Origin of the sequence: Luteitalea sp. TBR-22 (genome assembly GCF_016865485.1) — a bacterium.
Lineage (GTDB): Bacteria > Acidobacteriota > Vicinamibacteria > Vicinamibacterales > Vicinamibacteraceae > Luteitalea.
In genome coordinates this window covers 1,925,066-1,938,327 of record NZ_AP024452.1, presented here as the reverse complement: position 1 = coordinate 1,938,327, position 13,262 = coordinate 1,925,066, and the positions used below count along the sequence as shown (strand labels likewise).

The window sequence follows — 13,262 nt, the reverse complement described above, 5'->3', positions numbered from 1 at the left end:
CTCAGTCGTGGGGCACTCACGCGGGTTTCGCCCTCAGCACGCCGATCTGCACGAGCAGTCCGGTGAAGTCGTAGATGCGTCGCTCGCGCACGATGAGGTCCCTGTCGAACTCGAGCACGAAGGTCAAGGCGAAGCGGAACGGACGGCCGCTCGGTTCGAGGCCCATGATGCTCCCGACGTGGGTACCGACCGCCTCGGCGACGATCACGGCGCGCGTGCCGTCGATGATCGGGGGCTCTTCGGTCACGACCGCATCGGGAAAGGCCTTGTAGAAGAGGCGGGTGCCCTCCGCGATCGCCTCTCGCCCGGTCACCGCACCGGCGAGCGGGCTCTCGAGACGGGCGTTGGCGTCAAACAGCTCGGCAAACGCCGCCATGTCGCGGTTGGCCAGTGCGTCGCGACGTCGATCGAGCACCACCAGCACCTCATCGCGTGTCATCAGGGCCTCCTCCAGGCGTTCGGTGTCCAGTGGCGGCTCAGGTTATCGCGGAACGCCTGCAGCACGAGGCCGAGGCACCGACTGGAGGCGCGTCGACCTCGTCGTCACGAGCCACTTCACGGTCACGCGGGGCGCGAGCATGGAAGCCGTTGAAGCAGGGGACGACGGCCACGCGTTGGGCGTGTTGCCGGTCCATCAGCTTCGGAGTCCGGATATTGCTGAGTTAAACGGTCCGATTGTACTCCCCCCGGCACGCAATCTGGATCCGTGCGTCGTGGGACCGCCGCGCTGCTACCGTAGGTGAGGATCGGTGAGGGGTGAGGACGGGCGGAACGGCGTCAGGGGACGCGCCGGGCGCGAGTTCGCTCATCTGTATAATCGCGACACCTCTGGCCCTCACGCCCGGCACCCGCCTCGGCCCGTACCAGATCGCCGCCCCGCTTGGCGCCGGCGGAATGGGCGAGGTGTATCGCGCCACCGACACGAACCTGAAGCGGCAGGTCGCGATCAAGGTGCTCCCCGCCTCGGTGGCGGCCGACGCGGATCGCCTCGCGCGGTTCCAGCGGGAGGCTGAAGTCCTCGCCGCGCTCAATCACCCCAACATCGCCGCGATCCACGGCCTGGAGAAGACGTCCGAGTGCACCGCCCTCGTGATGGAACTGGTCGAGGGCGAGGACCTGTCGCAGCGGATCGCCCGCCTTCGCGCCCAGGGCGCTCCGGCGGGGCAGGCCGGAATGCCGCTCGACGAGGCGTTGCCCATCGCCAGGCAGATCGCCGAGGCCCTCGAGGCTGCGCACGAGCAGGGCATCATCCATCGCGATCTGAAGCCGGCCAACATCAAGGTTCGCGACGACGGCACCGTGAAGGTGCTCGATTTCGGCCTCGCCAAAGCGCTCGCGCCCGAAGGAGCGAGCGCGACGGCGGGCATGAGCGCGTCGATGTCGCCGACGATGACGTCGCCCGCGATGACCCAGATGGGGATGATCCTCGGCACGGCCGCCTACATGGCGCCCGAGCAGGCGCGCGGCAAGGCCGTGGATCGGCGCGCCGACATCTGGGCATTCGGCGTCGTGCTCTACGAGATGCTGGCGGGGACACGCGCGTTCGCGGGCGAGGAGATCTCGGACGTGCTCGCCGCGGTACTGCGCCAGGATATCGACTGGAAGGCACTGCCCGCGGCTGCCTCGCCGCGGCTGCGGCGGTTGCTCGAGCGCTGCCTCGACCGCGACGTGAAGACGCGCCTGCGTGACATCGGCGAGGCACGCATCGAGATCAGCCGCATCGAAGCCGGTGCGCCCGACAGCGTCGTCACGGCTGCCACGCCCATGCCGCCCGCACCGGCGCCTGCGTGGCGGCGCGGCCTCCCGTGGGTCGTGGCAGCGACATCGGTCGCCGCCCTCATCACGAGTGTTGTCCTGTGGACGCCCTGGCGCGCGGCACCCGCGCCCACACCGCGCCGCCTGCTCACGAGCATCGGTGTCGACGCGTCGCTCGTGACCGACCGTGGCGCCGGGGCGGTCCTGTCGCCGGACGGGACAACGCTCGCCTTCACCGCGCGACAGGACGGCCAGGCACGCCTGTTCATCCGCAGGCTCGATCAGTTGCAGGCGACGCCGCTCTCCGGGACCGACGGGGCGACCTACCCGTTCTTTTCGCCGAACGGCCAGTGGATCGGGTTCTTCACCAGGGGCCACTTGAAGAAGGTGTCCCTCGCCGGTGGGGCGGCCATCACCCTCTGCGATGCCCCGTCGGGTCGCGGCGGCTCGTGGACCGCCGACGACACGATCGTCTTCGGCCCCTCGGGTGGAGAGAAGGTCCAATTGCTGCGCGTGCCGGCAGCCGGCGGGACGCCGACGGTGTTCGGTACCCTCGGTGAGGGAGCCACGACGCAACGCTGGCCCCAGGTGCTCCCCGGAGGCGCCGCGGTCCTGTACACGGAGCATTCGGCCACGAGCGCCTTCGACGGGGCCAACCTCGTCGTGGCGCCCGTCCCTGCCGACGCGGCGGCGAAGGCGGGCCCTGCGAAGATCGTCGTCCAGCGCGCGTACTACGGGCGCTACGTCCCGAGCGGCCTGGCCGCGCCGACGCGCGGCGAGCGCGCACGTGGGCATCTCCTCTACATTCAGCAGGGAACGCTCTTCGCGGTGCCGTTCGACCCCGTCCGCCTCGAGACGCTGGGGCCGGCCGTGCCGGCGATCACGGGGCTCGAGTCGGCTCCGGTGGCGGGCGGCGCCCAGGTGGACGTGTCGCGGGAGGGCACGGTGGCCTACGTACCAGCCGCGGCGACCACCGCTCCCGCGCCCATCGACTGGGTGACGCGCGACGGCAAGACGGCGACGCTGCGTGCCACAGCATCGGCCTGGGCCAATCCCCGCTTCTCGCCGGACGGCCAGCGGATCGCCATGGACATCTCCGACGGCCAGCAGGCCGACGTCTGGGTGTACGACTGGGCCCGCGACACGCTGACGCAACTGACGTTCGACCCCGGTCAGGACTCCAGCGCGGTCTGGACGCCGGACGGCAGGCGCCTCGTGTTTGCGTCCGACCGGGCCAGGCCCGGCGGCCCCCGCAACCTGTATTGGGTGAACGCCGACGGCACGGGCGAGGTGACTCGCCTGACCGACAGCCCCGAGAGTCAGTTCCCGGCGTCGTGGCATCCGAGCGGAAAGTTCCTCGCGTTCACAGCATCTCGCCGCGGCATGGGGGCGGATCTCCTGCTCCTGCCGATGGAGGACGACGCGGACCGGGGCTGGATTGCCGGCACGCCCACCGTGCTTCTCGGCACGCCGGCCAGTGAGGCCGTGCCGATGTTCTCGCCGGACGGCCGGTTCATCGCCTACTTCTCGGACGAGGCCCGTGCCCTGACCTTTGACGTCTACGTCCGTCCGTTTCCGGGGCCCGGCGGCCCCTGGCGCATCTCGACCGGTGGCGGCACGTCTCCCCGCTGGTCCGCCACGACGCGCGAACTGGTGTGGTTCGAGCAGGGCTACCTCATGGTCACACCGTTCAGCGTCGTCGACGACGCCTTCATCCCGGCCAAGCCGCAGCGCTGGTCGCCAGTGGACCTGCGGTGGAGTGGCAACAACTCCTACTACGACCTCCATCCCGACGGAAAGCGGGTGGCGGCGGCCGCCGCGCGCCAGACCGAGGGGACCGTCCAGGACCACGTCGTGATCGTGTCCCACTTCTTCGACTACCTGCGGACCATCGCGCCGCTGACGCCATGAGCCTCGCGCCCGGCACGCGTCTCGGCTCGTATCAAGTGACCGCCCTCCTCGGCGAAGGTGGCCCCTCCTTCGCTCGCGCGTTGCGCGAGCTTCGGCGAGGTCTCGTCCGCCGTCGCCGCGAAGCGGCTTCGGCGAGACCACGCCATAGCTCCGCTCGAATGGCAGCCGAGCGGAGGCGGGCCGTCGCCCGGAAGAGGCCACGATGATCGGCACGGGCCTTGGCCCATATCAGGTCGTGGCCAAACTGGGCGAAGGCGGAATGGGACAGGTCTATCGGGCGACCGACACCAGGCTGAAGCGACAGGTAGCGATCAAGATCCTGCCAGCAGCAGTCGCCGCGGATCGCGAGCGGCTCGCGCGGTTCCAGCGCGAAGCCGAGGTGCTCGCGTCGCTCAATCACCCCAACATCGCGGCGATCTACGGGCTCGAAGAGAGCGACGGCCTCACCGCCCTCGTGATGGAACTGGTCGAGGGCGAGGACCTCTCGCAGCGCATCACTCGGGGCGCGATTGCTCTCGATGAGGCGTTGCCGATCGCCAGGCAGATCGCCGAGGCGCTCGAAGCCGCGCACGAGCAGGGCATCATCCATCGCGATCTCAAGCCCGCCAACATCAAGGTGCGGCCCGACGGCACGGTGAAGGTGCTCGACTTCGGCCTCGCCAAAGCGCTCGCGACCGAAGGGGCGAGCGCGACGGCGGGCGTCAGCGCGTCGATGTCGCCGACGATGACCTCGCCCGCGATGACGCAGATGGGCATGATTCTCGGCACCGCGGCCTACATGGCGCCCGAGCAGGCGCGCGGCAAGGCCGTCGATCGGCGCGCCGACATCTGGGCATTCGGCGTCGTGCTGTACGAGATGCTGACGGGCCGGCGCGCGTTCGACGGCGAGGACACGACCGAAGTGCTGGGCGCGGTCGTGCGGCTGGAACCGCCGTGGGACGCGCTGCCGCCGACGGTGCCTGCCCGGGTCAGTCAGGCGCTGCGCCTGTGCCTGCGCAAGGACCCGAAGCAACGCGTGGGTGACATCCGCGATGTGCGCCTGGCGCTGGAGGGCGCGTTTGAAACCGCGGCACCAGCAGACGTGGCGCCCCCCCCGGTGGCCGCGCCACGGTCCCTCTTCGCGCGCGCGCTCCCGGCCGTAGCTGCGGTGTTGGTTGTGGCGCTGGGCGCGGCGGTGTGGGCCTTGTGGCGCGCGGAGACGCCGACGAATCGGCCGCTCCTGCGGCTGGATGTCGATCTGGGCGCGGAGGTGGCCTTCCCCAACGGAAGCGGCGGAAGCACTGTCGTCATCTCACCGGATGGCATGCGACTGGTCTACGTCTCCGGCACGCCAAGCCGTCTGTTCACCCGTCGCCTGGATCAATCCGGGGCCACCGAGCTTCCGGGCACGGAGGGCGCCGCGAATCCATTTTTCTCCCCGGATGGGCAGTGGGTCGGCTTCGCCGTTGGCCGCACGGTCAAGAAGATCTCGGTGGACGGCGGCGCCGTCGTCCCGCTGGGAGACGTCAGCGCCATCTTCGCCGGCGGGAGTTGGGCTGAAGATGGCAGCATCTTCGTGGCCGATGCGTCGGGCGAGGGACTGCTGCAGCTTCCCGCCGCTGGGGGGACGCCCAAGGTCGTGGTGGCTCGGGGCGACGTCAACCTCGTTCAACCGCAAGCCCTGCCTGGTGGGAAGGCGCTCCTGTTCTGCGCGGGCAATCCCGGCACCAGCCTGGACGCGTTCACCATCGAGGTCGTGACACTGGCGGATAGCCGCAGAAAGATCCTCGTCCGAGGCGGCACATCCCCCCGCTACCTGCCGTCGTCCACTGGCATCGGTCATCTGCTCTATACCAACAGGGCCACGACGTTCGCGATCCCCTTCGACGTCGCCACGCTGGAGACGCGAGGCACGGCGGTGCCCGTGTTGGACGATGTCGCCTACAACCCTTCGACCGGTGGTGGCCAGCTGGCCGTCTCCCCCTCGGGGACCGTCATCTATCGCCGAGCCACCCGAGGGGCCGCGGTGATGACCACGGTTCAATGGCTCGACGCGGCCGGCAACAAGGAGCCACTGCGGGCCACTCCCGGCGCGTATCAGGACGTGCGACTGTCTCCGGACGGCACGCGCGTCGCGCTTGTCATCAGGGATGGATCCAATCACGACGTCTGGGTGTACGAGGCACGGCGCGATGCGCTGACGCGCTTGACGTTTGGCGGCGCCAATGCTTGGCCGGCGTGGAGCCTGGACGGCCAATACGTCGTATTCCACAAGACCGTTCAAGGCATCTTCCAGGCGCGAGCGGACGGCGGCAGTCCGCCGCACGTGTTGGTGGCAAGCAAGACGGATTTCTATCCGCAGTCCTTGATGCCTGATGGCAAGCGGCTGGCCTACTTCACCGGCCAGGGGATGTATTCCCAGATCTGGACCGTTCCCCTGGACGACCAGGGCGGCCAGTTGAAGGCCGGGACGCCGGAACGGTTCTTCACGAGCACGTTCAGCGACCAACATCCGTCGTTCTCGCCCGACGGCCGCTGGCTGGCGTACAGCTCGGACGAATCGGGACGGAGAGAGGTGTATGTCCGTCCGTTCCCCTCACCTTCGACCGGACAAGGCGGCCCTTCGACTTCGCTCAGGACAGGCAAGTGGCAGATCTCCAATAGTGGCGGCACCTCTCCACAGTGGTCGCGCACCGGACGCGAGTTGGTCTACCAGTCCGGCGACCAGCTGATGACCGTCAGCTACACCGTGAACGGGCCCAGCTTCGTTGCCGACAAACCCCGGGTGTGGATGGCCTCGTTCGGCGGCACGGATTGGGATCTCGCCCCCGACGGCAAGCGCGTCGCGGCGCTGATCCCTGAAGGGCCCGCCCAGCCTCGCCAGGCAGAGCATCTGATCGTCATGCTCCAGAACTTCGCCGACCACTTGCGGCGGCAGGTGCCGCTGACGCCGTGAGTCTCGCGCCCGGCACGCGTCTGGGCTCGTATCAAGTGACCGCCCTGCTTGGCGAAGGCGGCATGGGACAGGTCTATCGGGCGACCGACACCAGATTGAAGCGTCAGGTCGCGATCAAGATCCTGCCGCCAGCGGTCGCTGCGGATCGCGACCGGCTCGCGCGGTTCCAGCGCGAAGCCGAAGTGCTCGCGTCGCTCAATCACCCCAACATCGCGGCGATCTACGGGCTCGAAGAGAGCGACGGCCTCACCGCCCTCGTGATGGAACTGGTCGAGGGCGAGGACCTTTCGCAGCGCATCACTCGGGGCGCGATTGCTCTCGATGAGGCGTTGCCGATCGCCAGGCAGATCGCCGAGGCGCTCGAAGCAGCGCACGAGCAGGGCATCATCCATCGCGATCTGAAGCCGGCCAACATCAAGGTGCGGCCCGACGGCACCGTGAAGGTGCTCGACTTCGGCCTCGCCAAAGCGCTCGCGACCGAAGGGGCGAGCGCGACGGCGGGCGTCAGCGCATCGATGTCGCCGACGATAACCTCGCAGGCGATGACCGCGATGGGCATGATCCTCGGCACCGCTGCGTACATGGCACCGGAGCAGGCGCGCGGCAAGCCGGTGGATCGCCGCGCCGACATCTGGGCATTCGGCGTCGTGCTGTACGAGATGCTGACGGGCCGGCGCGCGTTCGACGGCGAGGACACGACCGAAGTGCTGGGCGCGGTCGTGCGGCTGGAACCGCGGTGGGACGCCGTGCCCGCGACGGTCCCGGCCCGCGTCACGCAGGTCCTTCGCGTGTGCCTGCGCAAGGACCCGAAGCAGCGTGTCGGCGATATGCGGGACGTGCGACTCGCCCTCGAGGGTGCGTTCGAGACCATCGTGTCCGAGGCGACACCCACGTCGATGGCGACACGTGGCCGACGGGGGCTGATGCGGGCGGTCGGTGTGCCGGTGGTGACCGCGATCGTGACGGCGCTCGGAGTGCTGGCGGGAACCGCGCTCCTCAGGACGGACGAGCCCTCCCTGCCCAGGATGCGATTCGAGGTGTCCCAACCGCCGACGGGCGTGGCGCTGCAGTTTGCCGTCTCGCCGGATGGGCGTTACGTGGTGTCGACGGCATCTGGCGATCAGGGCGAAGCGCTGTGGCTGCACGGCTTCGACGGATCCGGCCGCATTCTGCCGGGTACCGCCGGAGGCGGGGACCCGTTCTGGTCGCCCGATAGCCGCCACATCGGCTTCTTCGCGGACAAGACACTCCGGACGATCGACATCACCGGCGGTCCCGCCCGGATAGTCGCGAGCGCCACTGGCGGAGGCGGCGCCTCGTGGAGTGACGAGGGCTACATCGTGTTCGGGTCCTCGGGCAGACCTCTCTACCGGGTTCCGGCGTCCGGGGGCACCCCGATGGCGGTCACGGAACTGGACGCCACTCGGGAGGAAACCGCTCACGTCGGCCCGCGTCTGCTGCCCGGAGGCACGCGATTCATCTACCTGGCCCGTTCGACCCGGCCTGAACACGACGCCATTGTCTATCTCGGTTCGTTGGGCTCGAAGGACCGGACCAGGCTCGTCGACTCGACGGGGTGGCCGGAATTCTCTCCACCCGGATACCTGTTGTTCCAGCGCGGATCGACCCTGATGGCGCAGGCGATGGCACCCGGCTCCTTCGATCTGACTGGAGAGTCCCGCGTCGTGATGGAAGGCCTCGTGCTCGGTAATCCGCAGTGGGCCCGCCCCGCCTTCAAGGCATCGCGCAACGGCGTCCTCGTCACCAGGCTTGGCGACGACAGCAACAGCAGGTCGCAGTTGTGGTCGTTCACCCGCCAGAGCGTCGAGCCGCCCACGAAGCTCTCGACGCAGCGCTACTTTGCCCCCCGGCTGTCTCCTGACGGCCTGCGGGTGTTGGGCACTCAGGTCGATTCGGCGTCGGGCCCCGGTGACCTCTGGTTGTTCGATCTCTCGCGAAACACGCCCACCCGATTCACCCTCAACCAATCGCCCGACTCCAATCCGATCTGGGCGCCGGATGGCAAACGCGTGGCGTTTGCCTCCACCCGCGACCGAGCGCATGGCATCTATGTGATGAGTGCCGGAGGCGCCGGCGAGGAGGAACTGGCGCTGAAGAGTGCGTCCCGGATCGTGCCGACCGATTGGAGTGCCGACGGCCGGTACATCGTGTATTCGAAAGGAAGCGACAATGCCAACTCGGATGTGTGGATCGTGCCGGTATCCGGAGAGCGCCAACCCGTGCCGGTCCTGCAGACACCCTCCTCGGAATCCCAGGCTCGGCTCTCGCCCGACGGTCGCTGGATTGCCTACACCTCGAACGAGTCGGGAGAAGCGCAGGTCTACGTCCAGAGCTTCCCCACGTCGGGCAACAAGTGGCAGGTCTCGAACAAGGGCGGCCATTGGCCGGAGTGGCGGCGCGATGGGAAGGAACTCTTCTACCATTCCCGGGCGGAGAAGGGCATCATGGCCGTCCCGGTCGCGCCCCAGGCGTCACCAGACCGATTCGAAGTGGGACTGCCACAGCGTGTCGTCCCTGCTGTCGTCTTCAGTGGCTTCAGCGTCGCCCCTGATGGCCAGCACTTCATCGTCGACGGCTTCTTGAACGATGAGTCCGCTTCCATCCTGACCGTGGTCGTCAACTGGGCCGCCGCTCTCGGTGTCGGGAAGTAGGCATGGGCACGACCATTGGTCCGTACCAGGTCGTGGCCAAGCTGGGCGAAGGCGGTATGGGCGCCGTCTTCCGCGCGCGCGACACCAAGCTCGATCGCGACGTGGCGACACTTCGCTACGCCGTCGAGTGACGAACACGGCCGGTCGGCGATGGCCCGGCCGGATGAAGTGACGGCCACGCTCCGTGAAGGCCTTGCCCTGGCCCAGCGGAGGCCACGGCCGTGATCGGGAACGCCATTGGTCCGTATCACGTCGTGGCCAAGCTGGGTGACGGCGGGACACGTGTGGGCGCCCGCGAGACCTTGACGAAGGCGCCGTGGTCTCGGCGTTGCCGACAGGCGCGCGCGATCGGATGAGCGGCTGGACCGACAGTCTCACCGGTGATACATTGAGCCATGGTCGAAGTCACCGTCCGGGAATTGCGCAATGACGGCGGGCGCGTGCTCGATCGCGTCGAACGAGGTGAGTCGCTGACGGTGACTCGCGATGGGCACCCGGTCGCCGAACTCAGGCCCCTGGCACGACGTCCGCTTCGCGCTTCTGCGTTGCTGAGCCGGTGGCGGGGGCTGGCCCACGTCGATGCCGCGCGATTGAAGGCCGACATCGACGACACGCTGGATTCGTCGCTGTGACGACGCGAGCACGCGTTCGTCACGAACGTGGCATCCTCGACACCAGCACCGTGATCCTGCTGCCACGCATCGAGGATGAACACGTACTCCCGGTGGAGCCGCTCATCACCACGGTCACCCTCGCCGAGCTCTCCGTCGGTCCTCTCGTGGCGACGACGGACGCGGATCGGGCCGCGCGCCAATCACACGTACAACAGGCCGAATCGGATTTCGATCCGCTTCCGTTCGACGTTCCTGCGGCTCGTGCCTTTGGTCGCGTCGCCCTGGCGCTGCGACAGAGCGGCCGGGCGGTCAAACCGCGCGCGTACGACGCGATGATCGCCGCGACGGCCCTAGCCAACGGCCTGCCTTTGTACACGTGCAATCCGAAGGACTTCACGGGCATCGACGGGCTGACGGTCGTGTCGGTCCCGGTGCCGGGTCTTCCTGCTCCAGACGAACCACCGCCGCGGCGCCAGCGGCGAGCGAAGCGGTAAGGGGGCGGCAAGGCGTCCCGAGCGCGGTGGAGGGACGCGGCGCGATCCCTATTTCACTGGCACGAGCTTCTGCAATTCCTCGAACCAGTTGACGACGTACCGAATGGAGAAGCGGCCCTGTTCAGTCGACGCCGGAGGGATCAACCCGACGAGCCCACCACCTGGCAGCACGTCGAAGGCCCGCCACCTGGCCGACAGGTGGCCAGCCGCCATATCGAACGGGACGAGTTCGGGATCGCCGAACGTGACGCCCGATCCCACCGACACGCGCGTGATCGCGAGGCGCCTGCTGGCGAGGCTGGGCACGTACAGCAACTCCTTGCCGTCCGGCGACCACACTGGCTGGAAGTCGCGCTCCAGCTTGGGGGCCTGGTAGCGCGCTCCCGTCGCTGGAAAGGACTCGACATAGACACCGCTGGCAGCCGTCAACGGCGACTCGCCCCCCGGCAGCGCATGATAGGCGAGCCATCGGCCATCGGGCGAGAAGCCGGACCCGAACGGCTCGGCCGATCGTCTATCGCTGAAGCGTGCCATGGTCCCGTCCGCGAGGGTCAGGATCCAGAGCGAGTGCTCACGGCCAGCGACCACGTCGAACGACAGGTACCTGCCGTCGGGTGACCAGGACTCGGGCACATGACTCTCACCGTCCTTCGGCGTCGTGAGCCGCACGGCCTCGCCCGTGCCATCGGCCTGTTTCACGACGATGCCCGCCCGGCCGTCCCGTTCCGACTGGAACGCGATGCGCCGGTCGTCAGGCGACCAGACGGGGAACCGGTTGCGCCCGTCGAAGGTCAGCCTCCGCATCGCGCTCCTGGCGCCGCGATCGTGGATCCAGATGATCGCCTCCTTCCCATCGTCGGACCCCACCGCGAGACGCCTGCCATCGTGCGACGCGCGCACGCTGTCGTAGGCGCCGACCGGCGAGATCGACTCGACGCGGGTCCCGGCGCGGTCCGACTGCGCGAGCATCCGCGCCACTCCTGACTGCTGGGTGCCTGGCACGTAGACCAGGGTGCCGTTCGACGAGACGTCGAACTCGGCCTGACCGCTCGACGACACCTCGACGCCGTCCACGACCGGCACTGGCCGGCCCGTGAACTGGAGCGTCCTGACGTCGAAGGGCGCGGCATGGACGGTCGCGTTCGTCGTGTAGAGCACGTGCCCCGTCGCCAGGTATCGGGCGCTGGTGCCTCCGGTCCGGATGGTGCGTAGTTCGCCCGACCGCGACGCGGCCGCGATCCTGGTGGCAGCGGTCACGCTTTCGCGGCTCGTACCGCTCTCGGGCTGGAGGGAGAAGAGCACCCAGTCCGTGCCGGGCAGCCGCTGCGGATCGATCGCCACGAACCCGGGGTCGGCCGTCGCCACCCGTTCCGGCTCTCCACCGTTGGCCGACACCTGCAGGATCTCGCTGCCCGCGCTGTACAGGATCGTCCCGTCGTCACTCCAACTCATGCCGAATGGCGTCCTTGCCGTCGTGAGCACCGTCGCCGCGCCGCCGGCAATCGCGATCCGCTTCACCTGCCCACCCGTGGCCGTGTTTCCAGGCTGGAAGTAGGCCAACGACTGCCCGTCCGGTGAAAACACGATGCTGTGGCCGGCGCCCTCGGTACCGGGAATGAGCCTGGCCTCGAGGGCATCCATGTCGCGGACGTACAAACCGCCTGTGGCGTTGTAGACGAACCGACTGCCGTCGGGCGCGATCGCGAGGTAGCGACGACCAGTGCCCCTGAAGGACTGCCCGACCGGCAGCGTGTGGGCGGTCCGGATCACCGGCTGTGGCGAGACCGGCTTGAACTGCCAGGCCCCGACGCCCGACGCGACTGCAGCCAGGAGACCCGCGGCCCACGGTGCTGCGCGGCGCCACAGCGGAGGCGCCGGCCGCGGCGCATTCGTGGCGCCGGTCCGCTCGACCACCACCTCGAACGCGCCATCGAGCGCCAGACGGATGCTCTGCATGTCGCCGAGGCGCTGCCGCGGATCCTTCCGCAGACAGGCCTGCAACACGCGTCGCACCCGAACGGGCACGTCGGGAGGCAGCGCCTCCCACGTCGGATCGTCCTTGATCACGTTGGCGAGCGTGACCGAGATGTCTTCGCCCTCGAACGCGCGCCGTCCGGTGAGCATCTCGTAGAGCACCACACCGAACGCCCAGATGTCGGCACGCCTGTCGACCGCGCGGCCCCGCGCCTGCTCTGGGGCCATGTAGGCGGCGGTGCCAAGAATCATCCCCATTGCGGTCATGGCCGACGTGGTGAGCGTCGGCGACATCGAGGCGCTCACGCCGCCCGCCGTCGCGCTCGGCCCTTCGGGCCCGAGCGCTTTGGCGAGACCGAAGTCGAGCACCTTCACCGTGCCGTCGGCGCGGACCTTGATGTTGGCCGGCTTCAGGTCGCGGTGGATGATGCCCTGCTCGTGGGCGGCCTCGAGGGCCTCGGCGATCTGCCTGGCGATCGGCAGCACTTCGTCGATCGGCATTCCGGCCTGCCCCGCCGAAGCGCCCTGGGCGCGAAGGCGGGCGATGCGCTGCGACAGGTCCTCCCCCTCGACCAGTTCCATCACGAGCGCCGTGCACTCGGGCGTCTTCTCCAGCCCGTAGATGGCCGCGATGTTGGGGTGGTTGAGGACGGCGAGCACCTCGGCTTCGCGCTGGAAGCGAGCGAGGCGATCCGCATCGGCCGCCACGGACGCCGGCAGCACCTTGATCGCGACCTGCCGCTTCAGGTTCGTGTCGGTGGCCCGATACACCTCGCCCATTCCGCCTTCGCCAATCTTGCCGAGGAGTCGATAGGGACCGAGAGTCTCAGGCACCATCATCGACTCCTCGACTGGCTTCGGCGGACCCACCGAAGCTGCGAGCAACGCGAGCGCTCTGCGAAGGAGG

The 13,262-nt window shown here is 68.7% G+C and carries 8 protein-coding genes; 6 read left to right on the top strand and 2 right to left on the bottom strand.

Annotation, left to right across the window (positions count from 1 at the left end; all coding sequences use genetic code 11):
- Positions 1-16 precede the first annotated feature (16 nt).
- The gene (locus tag TBR22_RS07875; RefSeq protein ID WP_239492421.1) at positions 17-439 is read right to left on the bottom strand and encodes an ester cyclase; all 423 of its coding nucleotides are present in this window, start codon (positions 437-439) and stop codon (positions 17-19) included.
- 317 nt (positions 440-756) lie between these two features.
- On the opposite strand from TBR22_RS07875, the gene TBR22_RS07870 reads away from it, so the two are divergent.
- The 6 genes from TBR22_RS07870 to TBR22_RS07850 all read left to right on the top strand — a co-directional run bounded on the left by TBR22_RS07870 (position 757) and on the right by TBR22_RS07850 (position 10,381).
- Positions 757-3,666 (top strand): protein kinase, encoded by a 2,910-nt coding sequence (locus TBR22_RS07870; RefSeq protein WP_239492420.1) that lies wholly within the window; start codon positions 757-759, stop codon positions 3,664-3,666.
- A 202-nt stretch (positions 3,667-3,868) separates the two neighbouring features.
- On the top strand, positions 3,869-6,601 hold the full coding sequence (locus TBR22_RS07865) for a protein kinase (protein ID WP_239492419.1): 2,733 nt from the start codon (positions 3,869-3,871) through the stop codon (positions 6,599-6,601).
- The gene (locus tag TBR22_RS07860) at positions 6,598-9,273 is read left to right on the top strand and encodes a protein kinase (RefSeq protein WP_239492418.1); all 2,676 of its coding nucleotides are present in this window, start codon (positions 6,598-6,600) and stop codon (positions 9,271-9,273) included. Before TBR22_RS07865 ends, TBR22_RS07860 begins: the two co-directional genes overlap by 4 nt.
- A 2-nt stretch (positions 9,274-9,275) precedes the next feature.
- A complete protein-coding gene (locus tag TBR22_RS26705; protein ID WP_255665357.1) occupies positions 9,276-9,404 on the top strand; it encodes a hypothetical protein in 129 nt (42 codons plus the stop codon).
- A gap of 264 nt (positions 9,405-9,668) precedes the next feature.
- A complete protein-coding gene (locus tag TBR22_RS07855) occupies positions 9,669-9,905 on the top strand; it encodes a type II toxin-antitoxin system Phd/YefM family antitoxin (RefSeq protein WP_239492417.1) in 237 nt (78 codons plus the stop codon).
- 50 nt (positions 9,906-9,955) lie between these two features.
- Complete coding sequence (locus TBR22_RS07850) at positions 9,956-10,381, top strand: type II toxin-antitoxin system VapC family toxin (protein ID WP_239492416.1); 426 nt, start codon at positions 9,956-9,958, stop codon at positions 10,379-10,381.
- Positions 10,382-10,429: 48 nt separating this feature from the next.
- On the opposite strand, the gene TBR22_RS07845 is transcribed toward TBR22_RS07850, so the two are convergent.
- Positions 10,430-13,192 (bottom strand): protein kinase, encoded by a 2,763-nt coding sequence (locus tag TBR22_RS07845; protein ID WP_239492415.1) that lies wholly within the window; start codon positions 13,190-13,192, stop codon positions 10,430-10,432.
- Between the last annotated feature and the right edge of the window lie 70 nt (positions 13,193-13,262).